At 73.7% G+C, this 19,346-nt stretch carries 19 protein-coding genes and 1 pseudogene; 11 read left to right on the forward strand and 9 right to left on the reverse strand.

What is annotated here, in order from left to right; all coding sequences use genetic code 11:
• Positions 1-25: 25 nt before the first annotated feature.
• Both ACIQGQ_RS15845 and ACIQGQ_RS15850 read right to left on the reverse strand, forming a co-directional pair.
• A complete protein-coding gene (locus ACIQGQ_RS15845) occupies positions 26-2,017 on the reverse strand; it encodes a hypothetical protein (protein WP_402395647.1) in 1,992 nt (663 codons plus the stop codon).
• Positions 2,018-2,023: 6 nt separating this feature from the next.
• Positions 2,024-2,923 carry an SGNH/GDSL hydrolase family protein gene (locus tag ACIQGQ_RS15850; RefSeq protein WP_402395649.1) on the reverse strand — a complete coding sequence of 300 codons (900 nt, stop codon included), beginning with the start codon at positions 2,921-2,923 and terminating at the stop codon, positions 2,024-2,026.
• 186 nt (positions 2,924-3,109) lie between these two features.
• Between ACIQGQ_RS15850 and ACIQGQ_RS15855 the strand changes: the two genes are divergently transcribed.
• Together ACIQGQ_RS15855 and ACIQGQ_RS15860 are read left to right on the forward strand one after the other, a co-directional pair.
• A complete protein-coding gene (locus tag ACIQGQ_RS15855) occupies positions 3,110-4,321 on the forward strand; it encodes a PucR family transcriptional regulator (RefSeq protein WP_402396039.1) in 1,212 nt (403 codons plus the stop codon).
• 50 nt (positions 4,322-4,371) lie between these two features.
• Positions 4,372-5,070 (forward strand): class I SAM-dependent methyltransferase, encoded by a 699-nt coding sequence (locus ACIQGQ_RS15860; protein WP_402395651.1) that lies wholly within the window; start codon positions 4,372-4,374, stop codon positions 5,068-5,070.
• A gap of 39 nt (positions 5,071-5,109) precedes the next feature.
• Here the strand turns inward: ACIQGQ_RS15860 and ACIQGQ_RS15865 are convergent, their stop codons facing one another.
• Complete coding sequence (locus tag ACIQGQ_RS15865; protein ID WP_402395654.1) at positions 5,110-5,454, reverse strand: hypothetical protein; 345 nt, start codon at positions 5,452-5,454, stop codon at positions 5,110-5,112.
• Between the two features lie 250 nt (positions 5,455-5,704).
• Between ACIQGQ_RS15865 and ACIQGQ_RS15870 the strand changes: the two genes are divergently transcribed.
• From ACIQGQ_RS15870 to ACIQGQ_RS15880, 3 genes are all read left to right on the forward strand, one after another.
• Positions 5,705-6,655, forward strand: coding sequence for a slipin family protein (locus ACIQGQ_RS15870; RefSeq protein ID WP_402395657.1), 951 nt, complete (start codon positions 5,705-5,707; stop codon positions 6,653-6,655).
• A gap of 150 nt (positions 6,656-6,805) precedes the next feature.
• A complete protein-coding gene (locus tag ACIQGQ_RS15875) occupies positions 6,806-9,745 on the forward strand; it encodes an SNF2-related protein (RefSeq protein ID WP_402395660.1) in 2,940 nt (979 codons plus the stop codon).
• Positions 9,742-11,049 carry an SWIM zinc finger family protein gene (locus ACIQGQ_RS15880; protein WP_402395663.1) on the forward strand — a complete coding sequence of 436 codons (1,308 nt, stop codon included), beginning with the start codon at positions 9,742-9,744 and terminating at the stop codon, positions 11,047-11,049. The genes ACIQGQ_RS15875 and ACIQGQ_RS15880 overlap by 4 nt, the downstream gene beginning before the upstream one ends.
• A 90-nt stretch (positions 11,050-11,139) precedes the next feature.
• Here the strand turns inward: ACIQGQ_RS15880 and ACIQGQ_RS15885 are convergent, their stop codons facing one another.
• Together ACIQGQ_RS15885 and ACIQGQ_RS15890 are read right to left on the reverse strand one after the other, a co-directional pair.
• Positions 11,140-11,451, reverse strand: coding sequence for a hypothetical protein (locus tag ACIQGQ_RS15885; protein WP_402395665.1), 312 nt, complete (start codon positions 11,449-11,451; stop codon positions 11,140-11,142).
• 89 nt (positions 11,452-11,540) lie between these two features.
• Positions 11,541-12,158 carry a TetR/AcrR family transcriptional regulator gene (locus tag ACIQGQ_RS15890; RefSeq protein WP_402395667.1) on the reverse strand — a complete coding sequence of 206 codons (618 nt, stop codon included), beginning with the start codon at positions 12,156-12,158 and terminating at the stop codon, positions 11,541-11,543.
• Positions 12,159-12,220: 62 nt separating this feature from the next.
• Here ACIQGQ_RS15890 and ACIQGQ_RS15895 point away from each other — a divergent pair, with 62 nt between their 5' ends.
• The gene (locus ACIQGQ_RS15895) at positions 12,221-12,850 is read left to right on the forward strand and encodes an HXXEE domain-containing protein (RefSeq protein ID WP_402395669.1); all 630 of its coding nucleotides are present in this window, start codon (positions 12,221-12,223) and stop codon (positions 12,848-12,850) included.
• Here ACIQGQ_RS15895 and ACIQGQ_RS15900 read toward each other — a convergent pair.
• A complete protein-coding gene (locus ACIQGQ_RS15900; protein ID WP_402395672.1) occupies positions 12,796-13,314 on the reverse strand; it encodes a DUF3574 domain-containing protein in 519 nt (172 codons plus the stop codon). The two genes, ACIQGQ_RS15895 and ACIQGQ_RS15900, sit on opposite strands and share 55 nt — an antisense overlap.
• A gap of 233 nt (positions 13,315-13,547) precedes the next feature.
• On the opposite strand from ACIQGQ_RS15900, the gene ACIQGQ_RS15905 reads away from it, so the two are divergent.
• Together ACIQGQ_RS15905 and ACIQGQ_RS15910 are read left to right on the forward strand one after the other, a co-directional pair.
• A complete protein-coding gene (locus tag ACIQGQ_RS15905) occupies positions 13,548-14,279 on the forward strand; it encodes a hypothetical protein (protein WP_402395675.1) in 732 nt (243 codons plus the stop codon).
• A 32-nt stretch (positions 14,280-14,311) separates the two neighbouring features.
• Positions 14,312-14,397, forward strand: a pseudogene (locus ACIQGQ_RS15910).
• Between the two features lie 276 nt (positions 14,398-14,673).
• On the opposite strand, the gene ACIQGQ_RS15915 reads toward ACIQGQ_RS15910, so the two are convergent.
• Both ACIQGQ_RS15915 and ACIQGQ_RS15920 read right to left on the reverse strand, forming a co-directional pair.
• The gene (locus ACIQGQ_RS15915) at positions 14,674-15,342 is read right to left on the reverse strand and encodes a peptidase (protein ID WP_402395678.1); all 669 of its coding nucleotides are present in this window, start codon (positions 15,340-15,342) and stop codon (positions 14,674-14,676) included.
• A 47-nt stretch (positions 15,343-15,389) separates the two neighbouring features.
• Positions 15,390-16,601, reverse strand: coding sequence for a pyridoxal phosphate-dependent aminotransferase (locus ACIQGQ_RS15920; RefSeq protein WP_402395680.1), 1,212 nt, complete (start codon positions 16,599-16,601; stop codon positions 15,390-15,392).
• 84 nt (positions 16,602-16,685) lie between these two features.
• Here ACIQGQ_RS15920 and ACIQGQ_RS15925 point away from each other — a divergent pair, with 84 nt between their 5' ends.
• Positions 16,686-17,354, forward strand: a complete 669-nt coding sequence (locus tag ACIQGQ_RS15925) for a winged helix-turn-helix transcriptional regulator (RefSeq protein ID WP_402395682.1) — start codon at positions 16,686-16,688, stop codon at positions 17,352-17,354.
• A 46-nt stretch (positions 17,355-17,400) separates the two neighbouring features.
• Here the strand turns inward: ACIQGQ_RS15925 and ACIQGQ_RS15930 are convergent, their stop codons facing one another.
• The gene (locus ACIQGQ_RS15930) at positions 17,401-17,766 is read right to left on the reverse strand and encodes a nuclear transport factor 2 family protein (protein ID WP_402395684.1); all 366 of its coding nucleotides are present in this window, start codon (positions 17,764-17,766) and stop codon (positions 17,401-17,403) included.
• 138 nt (positions 17,767-17,904) lie between these two features.
• Here ACIQGQ_RS15930 and ACIQGQ_RS15935 point away from each other — a divergent pair, with 138 nt between their 5' ends.
• Together ACIQGQ_RS15935 and ACIQGQ_RS15940 are read left to right on the forward strand one after the other, a co-directional pair.
• Positions 17,905-18,636 (forward strand): hypothetical protein, encoded by a 732-nt coding sequence (locus ACIQGQ_RS15935; protein ID WP_402395687.1) that lies wholly within the window; start codon positions 17,905-17,907, stop codon positions 18,634-18,636.
• Positions 18,637-18,666: 30 nt separating this feature from the next.
• Positions 18,667-19,338 carry a uridine kinase gene (locus ACIQGQ_RS15940; RefSeq protein WP_402395689.1) on the forward strand — a complete coding sequence of 224 codons (672 nt, stop codon included), beginning with the start codon at positions 18,667-18,669 and terminating at the stop codon, positions 19,336-19,338.
• The last annotated feature ends 8 nt before the right edge of the window (positions 19,339-19,346 follow it).

Genomic DNA, 19,346 nt, shown 5'->3' on the forward strand with positions numbered 1-19,346 from the left:
GCCCCGGTCGGGGCGTGGCGGGGGGTCAGGAGGTGGGGGCGGCGGTGCACGGTGCGGTGCCGCAGACATTGATGACACGTCCGGTGGTCAGGAAGGTGGCCTTCTGCCGACGCGCGGCCGACGAGTTGCGGGGATCGGAGTGCGGGTCGTGGCCGTACTGCGGACCGGTGGGCGGGGTGTTGGTGACCGGCGGGGAAGGGGTTCCGCTGTCCCACACCGTCATCACCGATCCCCGGTGGGGGAGTTGGGTGCCGCCGAGTCGCCCGATGCCCCAGTACGGGACGGTGTCCGGGCTGCGGCCGGGGGCGAGGGCCGGGGTGATCAGCCGGGCGCCGATGGTGCGCGCCTCCACCTCGGCGGCGGCGTTGGCGACCTGGTGGTCCCCGTACGCGATGTGCATCAGCACCTGGTGGCGGTCGGTGAGGTGGGCCGCGTAGCCGTTGGTCTCGCCGCGGTCCCAGACCATCTGGAAGAGCTGGAGCACGATCTGCTGGCGCAGCTTGTCCGGGTAGGAGGCGTCCAGGACCTGCTGGAACGGCGCGAAGTCGGCGCTGCGGTTGAGGAGCAGGCCGTAGTTCATGCCGGTGACGCCGAGGACGCCGCGCCGGATGTCGGGCGAGGCGGCGAGCAGGGCGCCACCGAGGATTCCGCCCTGGCTGTTCCCGTCGTAGCCGATGCCGTGCCGGACGTCGACGAGCGGGCGGCCGTCCGTGTCGCGGAAGGCGGGATCGGCGGTCAGCCCGGCGGGGTGGATCAGGGCGCGGGCGAGGAAGAGGGCGTTCAGCAGGCCCTGTTCGGTGCGTTCGGGGACGGCCGGGAAGAGGCTGGGATCGGTCAGCGCGCCGATCACCACGGGGATGTCCGCCTCGGCCATCCCGATCCAGTCCGTCGCGCAGAACGCGAAGTTGTGCTCCGCCGCCATGTCCTTGACGTTGCCCGCGCCGACCTCCGCCCGGCGGCCGAGGAGGCCGTGCCCGTAGAGCGCCGGGTGTGCGGGGGACCGGAACGCGGAGCGCGGTATCTCGCACCGGAACTCGGCGGTCTGGGTGCTGCCCGCCAGGTGCCGGGGCAGCCCGTCGCGGCCGCGGTGCAGTACGGAGCCGGGCGGGCCGCCGGGCTTGTCCAGATAGCCGGGCACCTCGATCCGTCCGGTCACCTCGCGGGCGATCCGGGGGTCCTGCTCGACGGTGAAGTCGGTGACACCGGTGACGGTGTACGCCGGTGACCGGCCGCCGAGCCGGCGGAACGCGTCGTCGCGTACGGCGAAGAGGTCACCACTGAGACTCCGGGTGCTCGCGACGGTGAAGTCCCAGGCGAGGTAGAGCCCTTCGGTCCGTACCCCGGCCCGGCGCAGCGCCGTCAGCGCGGGCCGCAGTCGGTCCTGCCGGGCGCGCAGCGGGTGCCCGGCGGGCAGGGCCGCTCCGGCGACGGCCGCGAACGGTGCGTCGGCCGGGATGGTGTCCCCGGCCCGGTCCCGGAGGCCGCGCAGGGCCACGGCGTAGTGGTGGCCCTCGTGGAGGTTGCGGGCGGGGTGGATCAGCAGGGCCCGGCGGGCGGGGTCGGTGGCGTTGGCGTCGGCCTCGGCCCAGTACGGCCACCGCCGACCGGTCGTGGTGTCCAGCAGGACGACCGGTGCGTCCGGGGCCAGGGAGCGGCCGATGTCGGTGAGCGGGGCCGCGCCGGTGGCCGCCGGGTCGAGGCCGGGGACGTGCGCGATCAGCGTCGAGCCGGGGGAGAAGCCGTCGGATCGGTTCCAGGCCGTCGGGTCGACGGGACGGCCGGCGGCGCCGGACGGCAGCGCGGCGGTGTCGAAGGCGACCCGGCGGCCGGTGTCGGTGGCCGGATCGGACCGGGTGTACCAGTCGTTCGGGAACGGCAGCAGGCACTCGGTGGGGGCCAGCGGGTCGCAGCCCGCCCCGGACGCCCCGGCGGCGCGGGCCGCGGGGGAGTCCGGGACGAGCAGGGCGGCGGCGCCGAGCGCCACCGCCAGCAGCCCGCGCAGCAGACGGTGACGCAAGGCCGGTCAGCTCCCCTGGATGTGCGCGCCGATGATGGCGGCGTAGTTGGCCTCGCCCCTCTTGTTGGGGTGCAGCGGGGCGGCGGCCGCGGTCGGCACGTACCCCTCGACCCACTTGTCCGACGGGGACTGGCAGGAGTCGTGGCCCTTGCTGGGGGTGGCGAGGTCGATGTACTCGGCGCCGTGCGCGGCGCTCTGCTCGGCGATCACCGTGTTCATCCGGTCGACGCTGCCCTGGAGGAAGTCGGCGTCCACCGGGAGCACCGGCTGGAGCGGCCAGCAGCCGCCGGGCTTGATGTACAGCCCGTAGCCCGTGACGACCACCCGGGCGTGCGGCGAGCGCTGGTGGATCGAGTCCAGTACGGTGCCGAGCTTCGGCGCGAACGCGGCGATGCGCTGCCCGACCTGGTCCACCCCGCCCTCGTTGTACTTCTCCTTGCACGGAGTGGCGTTCGGGTCGAGGGTGGTGCACTTCTGCGCGATGCCGACCAGACCGGTGTCGTTGCCGCCGATGGTCAGCGTGACCAGATCGGTGTCGGCGCGCAGCGCGTCGAACTGGGGCGGCGCCGAACCCATCGGGATGTCGAGCACCGACAGCGACTGCGCCTCGGTCATGTGCTTGGACGCGGCGCCGCTGCAGGTCACGTCGGTCAGCGACGCGCCGAGCCGGGAGGCGAGCTCGTGCGGGTAGTTGTGCGTGGAGCGGCCGCAGGCCAGCGGACCCGTGAAGTCCGGGATGAGCGGACCGGAGGCCATCGAGTCGCCGAGCGCGACGTAGGAGAGGGAACCGGCCTCGGCGGCGGAGGCCGGAACCGCGCCCGTCCCCACGGCCAGACCGGCCAGGGCGAGTACCCCCGCGGCAGTCCTGACGGTCCGACAGAAACCCTTGTTCTGGGGCAGGTTCACAACATCCTCCGACGGTGGGGGCGGGACGTGGCATGGCGTGTGACGCGGGCCATCATGCAGACTCGGGTGCCGTCGTTTAACTGGTGGGTAACGCAGACTTCCGCGGGGGAACTTGTGACGCGTGACAACCGGCCGCCCGTCGCCACGGGGGAGTCCGGCGCCACGGAGGGGCCGAAGGACCGGCCGCTGGCCATCGCCGGGCGTCCGGTGGCCGCCCAGCTGAGAGCCCGGGTCCCCGCCCTGACCGGCCGGGTCGTGGCCCGGCTGCTCGCCGATCTGCCGGTCTACGCCGACCTGCCGCACGAGGAGATCTCCGGCGACATCGCCGACATCGTCCAGCACAACCTTCGGCTCTTCGCCGATGTCGTCGAGCACCGCCGCCCCGCCACCGACGCCGAACTCGCCCAGCAGCGCGATTCCGCGGCCCAGCGTGCCGAGGAGGGCGTACCGCTGGACGCGATCCTCACCGCCTACCAGGTCGGCACCGCGATGTGCTGGCAGGAGACCGCGAAGGGGGCGCTCCCCGGCGACCTGCCCACGGTCCTGGAGATCATGGACCGCATCATGGTCCTCCAGCAGCAGCTGACCTCCGCCGTCAGCAGCGCGTACCTGGAGGCCCGGCAGATCCTCGACAGCCAGGACCACGGCGGCCGGCACGCCCTGATGGCCGCCCTGCTGACCGGCGAACCCCTGGACCGGTTCGCCCACCGCACCGGACCGCGCCCGGCCGCCCGCTACCTCGCGATGACGCTCTCGCTGGCCCCGCACCCCGACGAGCTGAACCAGCCTCCGGGGCCGGGCGCGGGCGTCGCCGCCCGGCGCAAGATCCGCCGCGTCCGCACGGCCCTGGACCGCTTCGCCGGTACGCCGGTGCTCACCGCCCTCGACGCCTCCGGCGGCACGGTGCTGCTGCCCGCCGCCGGGCCGCCGCGCTGGCACGGGCCGGGCGGACTGTCCGAGCTGATCGAGGAGGCGGCCCGCGCGGCCGGGGTACCCATCACGGCCGCGGCGGAGACCGCCGAACCGGAGGCGGTGCCGTCCGCCGTGGCCCGCAACACCGAGATCGTCGACCTGGTCGCCCGTACCGGACGGCCACCGGGCCTGTACCGGCTGGCCGATGTGCTGCTGGAGTACCAGCTCAGCCGCCCCAGCGAGGCCCTGCGCGGGCTCGCGCGGCTCCTGGGCCCGCTGGAGGCGAAGCCGGAGCTGCTGCGCACCCTGGAGACCTACCTCGAACTGGGCCTGGACCGGCGGGCCACGGCTGCGGCCCTGCACATCCACCCCAACACCGTCGACTACCGGATCCGCCGCATCGACCGGCTGACCGGACTCTCCCCGGCCCGCCCGGCCGATCTCCAGCACCTCAGCGCGGCGCTGGTGGCCCGCCGTTCGGTGTGAGCGGACCCTGTCGACGGAACCCGGGCGAACGGCCGTTCGTTCGACTCCATATGAGCGGACAACTGGTACGTGAGGGCTATTCGGGTACGGGTCCCGGCGCGATCACGCCGGACGGCTGCGCCGTCGAGCTGTACCGGCGGCTGCCGGTGAAGGACGAGCCGGACGTGATCGCCGCGGCCGTCCCCGCCGGGGCGAGCGTCCTGGAGCTGGGCTGCGGAGTGGGCCGGGTGACCGGTCCGCTGGCCGAGCGGGGTTTCCGGGTCACCGCCGTGGACGAGTCCCCGCAGATGCTGGAGCACGTGCGGGGCGCCGTCCGCACCGTGTGCGGCCCGATCGAGTCGCTGGACCTCGGCGAGGAGCGGTTCGACGTGGTGATGCTGGCCTCGTTCCTGGTCCACGCGGGCGACGAGCGGGTCCGCGACGGGCTGCTGCGCACCTGCCGCAGGCACGTCGCGGACGGCGGCGTCGTGCTCCTCCAGCGCGAGGGTGCCGACTACCGCCTGGGCCTGCCGAAGGAGCGGACGTACCCGGAGGGCCACACCGTACGGATCGTCTCCGCGGAGCCGGTGGGCGACGGGGTGGACTCCGTCCACGTGGAGTACGTCTTCGACGACGCGCGGTGGACGCAGACGTTCCGGTCGCGGGAGCTGTCGAAGGAACGGTTCGAGGCATGTCTGGCGGAGGCCGGGCTGACCGTCGACCGGTACCTCACGGACGACGGCATATGGGTGCGTGCCGTGCCCGTGTAGCCGCCGGGGCGGTCCCGGGCGCGGCCGGACCGCCGTGTGTCAGTGGACCGTCGTGAAGCTGCGCCAGAGCAGGGAGGTGGGTGCCTTGACGTCGCTGAGCGACCGTCCGAGGTAGGTCGTGCCCGGACCGGTGCAGTCGCGCGTGCGGTAGAGGACGAGGTCGACCAGGGTGTTGTTGGTGATCGCCTTCGCGCCCGGGGCGAGCCGGTGGCACCCCTTCACGGGCGGGCTGTTGATCGTGACCACCGCGTTCCGCTGCGTCGAGTAGATGACCGGCCCGACCGCGGTCCGGCCGAGGCCGGAGCAGCCTGCGACGGTGAGGGTCAGGAGCGCGGTCCCGGCCGCGATGCCGAGGCGGCGGCGTCGATGGGCGATCACGGGCATGGGCGGGTCCTCGTCTGTTCTCTCGTCTGCCGTGTCCGGGGCCGTCCCGTCCTGGACGGGACGGGGCGTTTCGTCCGACGCTGGCCACCCTGCCCGCTCACCGGGGCCGCGGCATCCGCTGCGCGGCCGGGCGGGGGACGGGCTTGCCGGACCATGTTCACATGGGGTGATTTCCGGCATACCGTGGTATCAGCGACTTACTCGTTCACCTGGAACGCTCCAGGTGGTTTCCGGCTTTCAGGGGGCCGTCATGGTCCAGGAGCTCGTGATCGCGATAGTGGCGGCGATCTCGGCCGTCGTGCTGTACGCGGCAGCGGGGGCCAAGGTCGTCAAGCAGTACGAGCGGGGCGTCGTGCTGAGGCTCGGCAAGCTCCGCGACGACGTGCGCGGCCCGGGCTTCACCATGGTGCTGCCCGGCATCGAGCGGCTGCGCAAGGTCAACATGCAGATCGTCACGATGCCGGTCCCGGCGCAGGACGGGATCACCCGGGACAACGTGACGGTACGGGTGGACGCGGTCATCTACTTCAAGGTGGTCGACCCGGCGAGTGCCCTGATCCAGGTCGAGGACTACCGGTTCGCGGTCTCGCAGATGGCGCAGACCTCGCTGCGGTCCATCATCGGCAAGAGCGATCTGGACGATCTGCTGTCCAACCGGGAGAAGCTGAACCAGGGCCTCGAGCTCATGATCGACAGCCCCGCGGTCGGCTGGGGCGTGCAGATCGACCGGGTGGAGATCAAGGACGTCTCACTGCCGGAGACGATGAAGCGCTCCATGGCCCGCCAGGCCGAGGCCGACCGGGAGCGGCGTGCCCGGGTCATCAACGCGGACGCCGAGCTCCAGGCGTCGAAGAAGCTCGCCGAGGCGGCGGGCGCGATGTCGGCGGAGCCCGCCGCGCTCCAGCTGCGTCTGCTGCAGACCGTGGTGGCGGTCGCGGCGGAGAAGAACTCCACACTGGTGCTGCCGTTCCCGGTGGAGCTGCTCCGCTTCCTGGAACGGGCCGCCCAGCCCGCCCAGCCGGAAGCGGCACCGTCGCCCGCGCCATCGCGGCAGGCGCCCGCACCGCAGCCGCGGCCCGTGCAACAGCAGGCCGCACCTGAGCAGCAGCCCGCACAGCAGCAGCCCGCCCGGCCGAAGCCGCAGCCGCCGCTGCGCTCCGCGGCACGCTCCGCCCGGCCGAAGCCGCTCGCCCGGCACTGACCCCGGGCCGCTCCCCGGCGCTGCGCACCGGCTCTGACCTGCTGGGACGGCTGGCTGCCCGGTCGGTTGTCGGACCCCCCGCCTAGACTCGGCAGGAGTCATCGGGAGTACGGCGGCCACGACGGCCGGAGCGGGAGGGGAGGCGTGGAGATGGGTGCGGCACACCACCGGCAGCAGGACGTTTCCGCTGCCCGCCTGCTGAGCTGTGCCGCCGTGTTCCTGCCCGCGCCGTTGCCGAGGGACGGCAGCGTCGCCTTCTGGGATCCGGACGGCGGCCCGCTCCCGGACCCCGCCGAGATCTGCCGGAACCCCGCAGACCCGGAGGGCCCGGCCCCCGGCGCGCGTACGGCCGGGATCACCGTCGTCCGCCCGTACGGGGACGGGGTGCGCGAGTGCGAGGTCCCCGCGGTGCTGCTGTCCGTCGCCGACGCGCTGCCGCTGCTCGTCCGGGCCCGGCACCGGGCGTCGGCCCATCCCGCCACGCGGTGCTGGGGCGCCGCCGCGCTCCAGGCGCTCCATCTTGCCGCGCGCGGCCGCCTCCTCCCCGGGCTGACCAGCGAGGACCACGACGCCTGGCGGGCCGGCCCGCGCGATGCCGAGGACATGGCCCACCTCAGGGCCGTCGCCGCGGCCCTGCCGCCGGAGGGCAACGCGGTCCCGCTGCCGGACCACACCCCGCTCCGGGTCGCCGACCCCCAGTGGCTGGTCGGCGCGTTCCTCGACGCCGTCGCCGACACCCTGCCCCGTACGCCCGCCGCGGCGTACGCGATGGGCGCCCCGTTCGCCGCCCGCGAGGCCCAGCACCTGCCGGGTGCCCGCGCCTGGGCGGTGGAGGCGGCATCCGGCCTCGACGCGGGGGTGCGCGTCTCGCTCCGCCTCGATCTGTCGGCCTTCGAGCTCTTCGACACCTCCGGTCCGGGAGCGGCTCCCGGCGCCCGCGACGACACCGGCCCGCAGGGCGCTACGGAACCACCCGGCGCCCGCCATGCCGCCGCTGCCGTCACCCAGGTGCACAGCCTCGCCGACCCCACCCACGTCACCGACGCCGCCGCGCTGTGGAGCGGTGAGGCGGGCGAGCCGTTCGGCCCCCGCGCCCGGGTCGACGCCGTGCTCGCCCTGCGCCGGGCGGCCCGCGTCTGGGACCCGCTGGAGCGGCTGCTGGACCAGCCGGTGCCCGATGTGCTCGCCCTGACGGAGGACGAGCTGTACGAGCTGCTCGGCGACGCCGGGGCCCGGCTGGCGGCGGCCGGGGTGAGCGTCCACTGGCCCCGGGACCTCGTCCGCTCGCTCACCGCCACCACAGTGGTCCGGCCCGCGCCCGGCTCGGCCACCGACGGCACCTCGTTCTTCGACGCCGACCGGCTCTTCGCCTTCGACTGGCAGCTCTCGCTGGGCGACGACCGGCTCACCGAGGTCGAGATGGACATCCTCGCGGAGGCCCACCGCCCGGTGGTGCGCCTGCGGGACCGATGGGTCGTCGTCGACCCCGCGCTCGTGCGCAAGGCACGCAAGCGGGAGCTGGGCCTGCTCGATCCGGTCGACGCCCTCGCCGTCGCCCTGACCGGCACCGCCGAGGTCGACGGGGAACAGGTCGAAGCGGTGCCGGCCGGCGCGCTGGCCGCGCTGCGCACCCGTATCACCGACGACGGGGCCACCGTCGCCCCGCCGCCCGGTCTGGCGGCCACGCTCCGCGACTACCAGCTGCGCGGCCTCGCCTGGCTGGACCGGATGACCTCCCTCGGCCTGGGCGGCTGCCTCGCCGACGACATGGGCCTGGGCAAGACGATCACCCTCATCGCCCTCCACCTCCACCGGGCCCGCCCCGAACCCACGCTGGTGATCTGCCCGGCCTCCCTCCTGGGCAACTGGCACCGTGAGATCGGCCGCTTCGCCCCCGGCGTACCGGTACGCCGCTTCCACGGCACCGACCGCACCCTAGACGGCACCGACGGCGGCTTCGTCCTCACCACGTACGGCACGATGCGCTCCAGCGCCGCGCAGCTGGCCGGTCACGGCTGGGGGCTGATCGTCGCCGACGAGGCACAGCACGTGAAGAACCCGCAGTCCTCCACCGCCAAGGCGCTGCGCACCATCCCGGCCCCGGCCAGGGTCGCCCTCACCGGCACCCCCGTGGAGAACAACCTCTCCGAGCTGTGGGCCCTGCTCGACTGGACCACGCCCGGCCTGCTCGGCCCGCTCAAGGCGTTCCGCGCCCGGCACGCCCGTATCGTCGAGAGCTCCGGCACGGCCGCCGGGCTCGCCAACGACGAGGCGGTCGAACGGCTCTCCCGCCTGGTCCGGCCCTTCCTCCTGCGCCGCAGGAAGTCCGACCCGGGGATCGTCCCCGAGCTGCCGCCCAAGACGGTGACCGACCACCCCGTCTTCCTCACCCGCGAGCAGGTCACGCTCTACGAGGCGGCGGTCCGCGAGACGATGGCGTTCATCGAGGAGTCCGAGGGCATGGCCCGGCGGGGCCTGGTCATGAAATTGCTCGCCTCGCTCAAGCAGATCTGCAACCACCCCGCGCAGTACCTGAAGGAGGAGCCGACGCGGCTCGTCGGCCGCTCCGGGAAGCTCGCCCTGCTCGACGAGCTCCTCGACACGATCCTCGCCGAGGACGGCTCCGTCCTCGTCTTCACCCAGTACGTCTCCATGGCCAGACTCCTCTCCGCGCACCTCACCTCGCGGGGCGTCCCCTCCCAGCTCCTGCACGGCGGCACACCGGTCGCCGAGCGGCAGCGGATGGTGGACCGGTTCCAGTCCGGCGAGGTCCCCGTCTTCCTGCTCTCCCTCAAGGCTGCGGGGACCGGCCTCAACCTCACCCGGGCCGCCCATGTCGTGCACTACGACCGCTGGTGGAATCCGGCCGTCGAGGAACAGGCCACCGACCGGGCCTACCGCATCGGCCAGACCCAGCCCGTGCAGGTCCACCGGCTGATCGCGGAAGGCACCGTGGAGGACCGGATCGGCGAGCTGCTGGAGGCCAAGCGCGCCCTGGCCGACACGGTCCTCGGCACCGGCGAGAGCGCCCTGACCGAGCTCAGCGACCGCGATCTGGCCGACCTCGTCTCGCTCCGGAGGCCGGCGTGAGCCCCCGCCCGCACACCGCCCCGGCCCCCCGCCGCCCCGCGGTGCGTCCCCGGCCCGGACCCGACGACCTGCGCCGCACCTTCGAGGCCGTGCCGCCCCGCACCTCGCGGGGCGACGAGCCCTTCGCGGACAGCTGGTGGGGCCGTGCCTGGGTGGCCGCCCTGGAGTCCCTCTCGATGGACGACGCGCGGCTCTCCCGGGGGCGTACGTACGCCGACAGCGGCAAGGTCGCCGCGATCACCGTCACCCCGGGCCGGGTCGTCGCCTACGTCCACGGCAGCCGGGTGCGCCCCTACCGCTGCGACCTGCGGCTGCGGGCCTTCGACGACCCCGACTGGGACGCCTTCCTCGACGCCGTCGCGGCCCGCCCCGGCCACCTCGCCGCGCTGCTCACCAAGGAGATGCCGCACTCGCTGGCCGACACGGCGGCCGCGTCCGGCATCGGGCTGCTGCCCGCCCCGGGGGACCTCGACCCCGACTGCACCTGCCCGGATCTCGGCCGCCCCTGCAAGCACGTGGCCGCGCTCTGCTACCAGACGGCGCGGCTGCTGGACGCCGACCCGTTCGTCCTCCTCCTGCTGCGCGGCCGGGGCGAGCGGGAGCTGCTGGAGGAGCTCGGCCGCCGCAACGCCGCCCACTCCGCCCGGGAACGCCCCGCGACCCCCGACATCCCGTCCGTCCCGGCCGCCGAGGCCCTCGCCGCCCGCTACCTCCCGCCGCCGCCCGCCCCGCTGCCGGTGCCGCCGCACCCCGCGCAGCCCCCCTCGTACCCGAGCCTGCCCGGCGCCCGCGACCCGCTCGCCCTCGACCACCTCGCCACGGACGCCGCCTCCCGCGCGCACGCGCTCCTCACCACCGGGGCCGACCCGGTCGCCGGGCTCACCACCTGGCAGGACGCGGTACGGCTGGCCGCGTCCGGCCCCACCGCCGGGCTCACCGCCACCACCCGCGCGCTCTACCGCGAGCTGGCCCACGCCACCGGCCGCACCACCACCGACCTGGCCCGCGCGGTCGCGGCCTGGCGCCAGGGCGGTGCCGAAGGGCTCGCCGTCCTCGAAACCGCCTGGGATCCTCCGGCGGGCCCGTTCGACCGGGCCCGCCCGGCGCTCGCGGCGGCGGGCTTCCCCCGCTTCCACCCCCGGCGCAACCACCTCACCCACCCCGGCGGCACACTCCAGCTCCGCTTCGGCCACGACGGCCGCTGGTACGGCTACGAGTCCGAGCCGGAGGAGGACGACTGGTGGCCCCGCGCGACCCCCCGTACCGACCCGGTGGACGCGCTCATGGAGCTGAGCGGCGACTGACCGGGGCGGCGGGAGCCGGTCGTGCCGCCGCCCGGCCCGGAAGCCGTCGGGCCGCCAGGAGCCGCGGGAACAGCAGCAGTTGCCGGACGCTCAGGAGTTTCCGAGCCAGGCGAAGAGCGCGATCAGCAGCACGGCGACGATCGGCAGCACGATCAGCCGCGCCTTGCGGAACCCTTCGTCCTCCCGCTGGGACAGGCCCCCCTCGGCGCCGTGCGCCGACGCCAGGTGCTCGGCGGCCATGTCGTCGATCCGCCGCGTGGTCAGCAGCGACGGCGACCAGTCGCAGTGCGCGCAGACGACGAAGTCGCGGTACGGCTCGTACCGGAAGTCCCGTTCGATCCGGACGGTGTACTCCCGGCCGTCCGCCGAGGTGGCCGTCAAGTGCCTTACTGGCGTGCCCATGTGGATCGTGCCCCGTTCCGTGCGCGTGGCGGGTCCGGTACCCGGCCGCGGCACAGTACCCCGACCGGACGGTCCCGGCCCCGGCGCGGTCAGCGGGGCAGTACGGCATCCACGACATCCCGGGCGAAGTCCGGCGGCGCCGGCTCGCGGCGGAGCAGCACCCGCACCCAGACGGCCCCCGCGATCAGGTCCAGCAGCAGCATCGGGTCGGTGTCCTCGGGCAGTTCGCCACGGGCGACGGCACGGGTGAAGACCGGCTGCTCGCGGGAGAACCGGTTGGCGAAGAAGTCGCGGGTGAGGGAAGCGAGTTCGTCGTCCGGCAGGCCGGTGCCCGAGGTCAGGGCGCGGGCCACGGGCTCCGTGCGCCCGTTGGTGAGCATGCCGATGATCCGTTCCACCAGGGCGACCAGATCACCCCGGAGGCTGCCGGTGTCGGGAATGTCGAGTTCGAGCGCCCGGGCGTGAATGAGGGCGGCCCGCAGCAGGGCCGGTTTCGAGGGCCACCACCGGTAGATGGTCGTCTTGTTGACCCCGGCCTCCTGGGCGACGGCCTCGATGGTGAGGCGGGCGTAGCCGCGCTCGGCGAGGTGGCGCAGCGTGGTGTCGAAGATCGCCTCCGCGGCGCGCGGACCCCGGCCGGGGCGGTCGGCCGCGCGCGGCCGGGGCGGTGCGGATGAGGGCGACGGTGATGCGGCCGGTTCTGGCACGGGCACTCCCGGTGTGAAGAAATGCAACGCAACGTTGCGTTGCATTGTAGGGTGGCGCCATCATGGCGGCGGAGCGGGGGTTCGGCATGGCACGGGAGACGGTGTCCAAGGCGGTGACCTGGGGGCTGCTGGCCGCCTGGGCGGTCCACGACCTGGAGGAACTGGCCACCATGGCCCGCTGGACGCGGGCGGCCCGGCCGGTGCTCCGGGAACGGTTCCCGGGGCTGCCCGAGGCGGTCCTGGAGCGGATGGAGATCTCGCGACGGGAGGCCGGTGCGGCGATCGGCCTGATGGGCGGGCTCGTCGCGGCGGCCGCCGCCGACGGGGCGCGCACCGGCGGGCGCAGCCGGTTCTTCCGGGCAGCGCTGGTCGGCTTCGGGGCGCACGGAGGCGTGCACCTGGCGCAGTCGCTGGCGTACCGCGGCTACACGCCCGGGGTGATCACGGCACCGGTCGTGGTCGTCCCGTACACGGTCTGGGCCCTGCGGCGGCTGCGGGCGGCCGGTGTCGGAAGCGGCGGCGCCCGCACGGGGGCGGCGGCTCTGGTACTCCTTCCGGCGGCCCTCGGGGGCGTGCACACGCTGGCGCGCCGGATCGGCCGACCCGGCAGGGCCGGCCGATCCGCGGTGCGTCCGGGTCAGAAGTCGGCGGTGACGCGTTCCTCGACGCGGGCGACCGAGTCCTGGGCGTAGGCCTTCTCGTAGGCGGCGCGGATCCGCTCGATCCGGGCGTCGCGCACCCGGGCCTCGGACACGGGGTAGAGCAGGGTCAGCTCATAGCTGCGTTCCCGCTCGACGACGCCGTGGGAGTCCCGCCACTGACCCCGGCCGTCCTGGACGGTCAGCCCGTCCGGGAAGCGCGGTGTGACCTCCTCGTCGATGAACGCCATGAACTGGCGGTCCGTCACGGTGGGCCCGCCGTCCGGGCGCTCGGTGCCGAAGAGGAGCCGGGTCTCGATGTACGCCCGGCCGCGCGCGAGGGCCGGGGCGGCGGCTGGGGCCTTTGCGGCGGTGGAGTTATCGGTGCCGAGAGTGGCGTACGCGACGGGCGTCCCCACGGCCAGTACCGCCACGGCGGCGGCCGTCGCGGTGAGCGCGGCGCGCCGCTTCGGGCGGGAGGGGTCGGAGGGGTCGGTGCGACGAGGGGGAGCGGGCACGGCGGAGTCTCCCTGCGGGATCCGGGAAGAGGGGGAGGGGCGGTGCGGCGGTGCGCACGTCCGCGGGGCCACTGTGGCAAGCCGAGCCCCGGGGCCGGAGGCAGGACATGGGTGTCCACGGCGACCTCGCGCGGAATCCACCCGTACGGCCCGGTCCGACTCGTCTCCCCGCGGTGAATGGCCGTATGAAAATACGTTTGTTGCGCTCGTTGTCGGATTGCTAGGTTCCCGGTGTGGCGAAACTCAATCAGATCATCGCAGTGGAGAAGGGCGTCAAGTCCAAGGCAAACCAGGACCTGACGGCGGCTCATCACGGCCTCCAGAAGGCGGGCCTGCTGGCCGGGCTCTCGCGTACGTACCAGCCGAAGGACGAGGAGGGCGAGCAGCTGCCGCCCGAGTCGACGCTGGTGCAGATCAAGGCTGAGGACGTGCTGCGGGAGACCGCGGCGACCCTGACCCGGCTCTTCGATGTGACCGCCACGAAGGACTGGGCCAACTGCACGGCCCGCGCGGACGTGAAGGTCGACGGGCGGGTGCTCGTCAGCGACGTCCCGGTCTCGTACCTGCTCTTCCTGGAGAAGCAGCTGACGGACCTCAACACCTTCGTCCGCAAGCTGCCGGTGCTCGACGCGGCCGAGGCCTGGGTCCAGGACCCGTCGACGGACTCCTGGAAGACGGAGCCGGTGCGGACCCTCCGTACGAAGAAGGTGCCCCGCAACCATGTGAAGGCGGAGGCCACCGACAAGCACCCGGCCCAGGTCGAGGTCTACTACGAGGACATCCCGATCGGCTACTGGACGACGGTGAAGTTCTCCGGCGCCCTTCCCGCACGCCGGATCAACGAGCTGCTGGACCGGGTGGAGAAGCTCCAGCAGGCCGTGAAGTACGCCCGCGAGGAGGCCAACGGCGCGGAGGTCACGGACCAGCGGGTGGGTGATGCGGTATTCGGTTACCTCTTCGGGTGACCGACCATTGATTCCCCGGCCGACTCATTGCGGCCGGGGTGCGCGAGGAGCGCAAGCTGAAACTGAGGCTTGTCGTGACGACGCGGCTCCGGTGGAGGTTCGAGTCCTCCCCCCGGCACTCCGTACGACGCCGTACGGGAGCGGGCCGGGGTGGCCCAACTGGCAGAGGCAGGCCGCGATCAATCTCAGACTATTGCTCCAGACTCAGCATGGGCCATCCATCGCCGAATCGAACGGACCAGTGCCCACGGGCGTCGAGATGCCGGTTCGACTCCGGCTCGCAGAGCTTCGATCTGCGGTCGTCTAAAGGCAGGATGCGGCGACATCAACCTGACACCGGTCCTTAAACGTGTCGGCGTGCCGTATGGGTGGCACACCAGGGCCTGGGGGCCGGCTACGCCCCCGGGCCCGCTCCCGTTTCCGGGCCCGGTTCCCCTTCCGGCCGGGTGCTCCCCATCTTCATGGACACGCCGCGCCCCGCGAAGAACCGCGTGAAGTCGGAGAGCGTCAGCTCCGCGGTCCGCGTCCCGGCCGTCGTGCCCGACGGATTGTTGAAGTGGACGCCCCGGCCGTCGGCCGTCCGCGAGGTCAGCAGCACCAGATGCCCGCCCCGCCCCGGAGCCGGCCGCTCCGGATACCGGATGGCGTAGTGCACCGAGGCCATCACCACACGCCCGGCGTCCAGCAGCCCGGACAGCTCCTCCGGTGCCAGCTCGCGGTGGACCGTGGCGTCGATCCCGTGCGCCTCGCGGGCGTACTCGGCGAAGGGGGCGTAGATCAGGCCCCGGATTCCTCCCCGCGCGTCCTCGGTGTAGGCACCGTGGCGCAGCGCACCGTCGCGCAGCGCGAACAGGGAGGGGGCATCGGCGCCGAGCGCCATGCGCAGACAGGTCATCCCGCACAGATGGCCCGACCAGCGGGCGTACTCCGCCGGGGAGGCCGCTCCCGATTCCGCCCAGGCCGGGTCGGTGGCCGGATCGAGCCCGTCCTCCACGATCGGTCCGACGAGGGACGGCGAGGCGAACTGGGTCCGGACGGGGAAGCGGCAGGCGGAGCAGGTCACTGGCGGGATCCGATCACTGGTGGCGTCCGATCAGGGATGGCGTCCGGTCACTGGCGGTACCCGGTGAGGAAGCGGCCGATGCGGCTGATCGCGGCGTCGAGGTCGTCGGCGTGCGGGAGGGTGAGGATACGGAAGTGGTCGGGGCGGGGCCAGTTGAAGCCGGTGCCCTGGACGACCTGGATCTTCTCCCGCAGCAGCAGGTCCAGCACGAACTTCTCGTCGTCGACGATGCGGTGCACCTTCGGATCCAGGCGCGGGAACGCGTAGAGCGCGCCCTTCGGCTTCACGCACGAGACCCCGGGGATCTCGTTCAGCCTCTCCCAGGCCCGGTCGCGCTGCTCGTGCAGTCTGCCCCCGGGCGCGACCAGCTCCCGGATCGACTGCCGGCCGCCGAGCGCGGCCTGAATGGCGTACTGCGCCGGCGCGTTGGGGCACAGGCGCATGGATGCGAGCATCGTGAGCCCCTCCAGGTAGCCGCGGGCGTGCTGCTGCGGACCGGACACCACCATCCAGCCGGAGCGGAAACCTGCCACGCGGTACGTCTTCGACAGCCCGCTGAAGGTGAGGCAGACCAGGTCGGGGGCGAGGATCGCCGCGCTGTGGTGCTCCGCGCCGTCGTAGAGGATCTGGTCGTAGATCTCGTCGGCGAAGACCATCAGGCCGTGCCTGCGCGCCAGGTCGAGGATGCCTTCGAGGACCTCGCGCGGATAGACGGCACCGGTCGGGTTGTTCGGGTTGATGATCACGACGGCCTTGGTGCGGTCGGTGATCTTCGAGGCGAGGTCGGCCAGGTCGGGGTTCCAGTCCGCTTCCTCGTCGCAGACGTAGTGCACCGGACGGCCGCCCGCGAGGGTGACCACCGCGGTCCACAGCGGGTAGTCGGGGGACGGGACGAGGACCTCGTCCCCGTCCTCCAGCAGGGCCTGGACGGCCATCGAGATCAGCTCGGAGACGCCGTTGCCGAGGAAGACGTCGTCGACCCCGACCTCCGTCATCCCCATCTCCTGGTAGCGCTGCGCCACCGCGCGGCGGGCGGACAGGACGCCGCGCGAGTCGGTGTAGCCATGGGCGCGCGGCAGCATCCGGATCATGTCCTGGACGATCTCCTCCGGCGCCTCGAAGCCGAAGAGCGCGGGGTTGCCCGTGTTGAGCCGGAGCACGCTGTGGCCCGCCTCCTCCAGGGCGTTGGCGTGCTCGATGACCGGGCCCCGGATCTCGTAGCAGACCTCGTTGAGCTTGCTGGACTGCCGGAACTCCATGCGTGCCTCCCCGACCCGATTGCGATACTTGGTTTTACCAAGCTCGACCTTGGAAAGTCCAACAACATGTCTAGACTGAGTCCCATGCCACGTCAGCAACCGTCCGCCGCACGCCCGGTCCGCCGCCGGAGCTACGACCAGTTCTGCGCCACCGCCCGCGCCCTCGACGACGTGGGCGACCGGTGGACGCTGCTGATCGTCCGTGAACTGCTGGCGGGCCCGCGCCGGTACACCGACCTCCACGCCGACCTGCCGGGTGTCAGTACGGATGTGCTCGCCTCCCGGCTGCGGGACATGGAGCAGAACGGCCTGGCCGTCCGGCGCAGACTTCCGCCGCCGGCCGCCGCCTCCGTCTACGAACTGACCGGGCGCGGCCGGGGGCTGATGCCGGTGCTGACCGCGCTCGCGGAGTGGGGGGCGCCCGCGCTCGCCGAGCGGCGGCCCACCGACGCGGTGCGGGCCCACTGGTTCGCCCTGCCGCTGCTGCGCGCGCTGGACGGGCTCGGCGGGGCCGGAACCGTCGAGGTGCGGCTGGACGAGGGCCGGTTCCATGTCCGCACCGGCGGTACGGAGGACGGCGCTCCGGTCTACGGGGACGGCCCGGCCCCCCGCGCCGACGTCTGCATAGCGCTCGACGTCGAGGTCTGCCTGGAGCTCGCGCACGGCGGGCTGAGCCTCGCCGAGGCGGTCGACGGCGGGCGTGTCGAGGTGTCGGGCGAGGGGCCGCTCGCCACCGAACTGCGCGGCGGATGACGGGCGGCCGGGGTCCTCTGCCGCCGGGCGGGGCCCGGCCGGGCCGTCAGTTGGCGAGCGTCTCCCCGTACGCGCCGAAGCCGGAGACCACCAGGCCGTCCCGGAAGGTCAGCACCTCGCTGACCCGGCCGCCGATCTGGTTGCGGTAGTCGATCACCAGCGCGTCCACGCTCACCCGCACGTCCACCAGCTCGAACCGCAGCTCGGGGATGCGCTCCAGGCCGGTCGCCCAGTAGGCGCGCAGCGCCTCCTTGCCGTGCACCGTGCCGGAGGAGTCACCGGTCATCTGCCGGATCACGGGCGAGCTGAAGGTCACGTCGTCGTGATAGTGCGTCAGAATGCGGTCCAGGTCGTGGGAGTTCCAGCCGTCCAGCCATTCGGCGGCGAACGCGCGGGCGAATGTGAGATCCATGGGGGGATCGTAGAAGGCGGGTCCGCCGGAGCGCTCGGACGGCGGCGGATGCGACGCCCGCCGCGACGACGGGGCACAGGACACGGCGGGCACAGGACACGGCGCATCGGGCACGACGAGCGACGGGAGACCACGGCCATGGACGAACGGGCACCCGCGAACCGGGGCCAGGAGTGTGCGGAGGGGCTCGATCCGGAGCGGCGGGCCGCGTTCGCCGAGGAGCTGGTCCGGGCGCTCGCCGCGTACTGCCCGGGTTCCCGGCCGGAGCCCCGCGGCTCGCTCGCCCGGGGGACGGCGGACGCGTACAGCGACATCGACCTGTCCTGGACCGTGCCCGGCGACCGGTTCGCCGACTGCCTCGCGGCCGCGCGGGATGTACTCGGCGCGGTGCGGCCGCTCGACTCGCTGCGCACCGACCCCGACACGCGGGAGTCCGGTGAACGGAGGCTGCTCTTCGCCGCCTTCCGCGGGCTGCCGCTGTTCTGGCGGGTGGACCTGGAGGTCGTGGCGGCGGAGGGAGGCGCGGGCGGTCCCGTACCGCCCGCCGATGACGACTGGTCGCGGCCGGCGAGCGCGCTGGCCAACGCGGTCGCCGCCACGAAGGCCGTGCTGCGCGGCCGGCCGGAGGACGCCCGTGGCCTGCTGGAGCGCGGCCTCCGGCGGATCGACGCGCCGGAAGGGGCGTCCGGGCAGTGGTTCGCCGACATCCTGCGCCTCGTCGGCATCGCGGTCGAGCGGGAGCCGGGGCTGGGGCCGCTCGCCGACCGGGTGCGCGCCCTCGCCGAGAGCCACCGGGCGGTCCTCGGCGGCGGCCCCGACGGTCCCGGTCCGGACGGCTCCCGTGGCGGGGCCCCGGGGACCGGTGGCTGACCCGGGTCGTCCGACGGTGATGATGGTGGGGTGCGATTCGAAGCGATCACCTGGGAGCGGCTGGCCGACGCCCTCGCCGCGCGCGCCGACGCCCTCGAACCCGCCGACGGAAGCCCCTGGCCGAAGCTCGCCGTGGACGGAGCCCCGGCCGCCCGCACCGGGGAGCTGGCCGAGCGGGTCGCACAGGCCCTGCGGGTCCGGGGCCGTGCCGTACTGGTGGTGTCCACCGAGGGCTTCCTGCGCCCGGCGAGCCTCCGGTACGAGTACGGCAAGGAGGAACCCGACGCGTACTACGACGGCTGGTTCGACACCGGGGCGCTGTGGCGCGAGGTCTTCGGTCCGCTGGAGCCCGGCGGCAGCGGGCGGGTGCTGCCGGACCTCTGGGACCCGGTGACGGACCGGGCCACGCGCAGCCCGTACCGGCCGCTGCCCGAGGGCGGGGTGCTGGTGGTGCACGGCCCGCTGCTGCTCGGCCACTGGTTCCCGTTCGACCTGAGCGTCCATCTGCGGCTGTCACCGGGCGCGCTGCGGCGGCGCACCGAGGAGAGCGCGCGCTGGACGCTGCCGGCCTTCGCCCGGTACGAGACGGAGACCGCGCCCGGCGGGCACGCGGACGCGGTCGTGCGCGCCGACGACCCCGCGCACCCGGCCTGGACGGGGTGGACCGGGGCGGCGGGAGGCCCGGCCGCGACGGGGTCATGACGAGGGCC

It is taken from the genome of Streptomyces sp. NPDC092952 (assembly GCF_044754785.1).
In the GTDB taxonomy this organism is placed as follows: domain Bacteria; phylum Actinomycetota; class Actinomycetes; order Streptomycetales; family Streptomycetaceae; genus Streptomyces.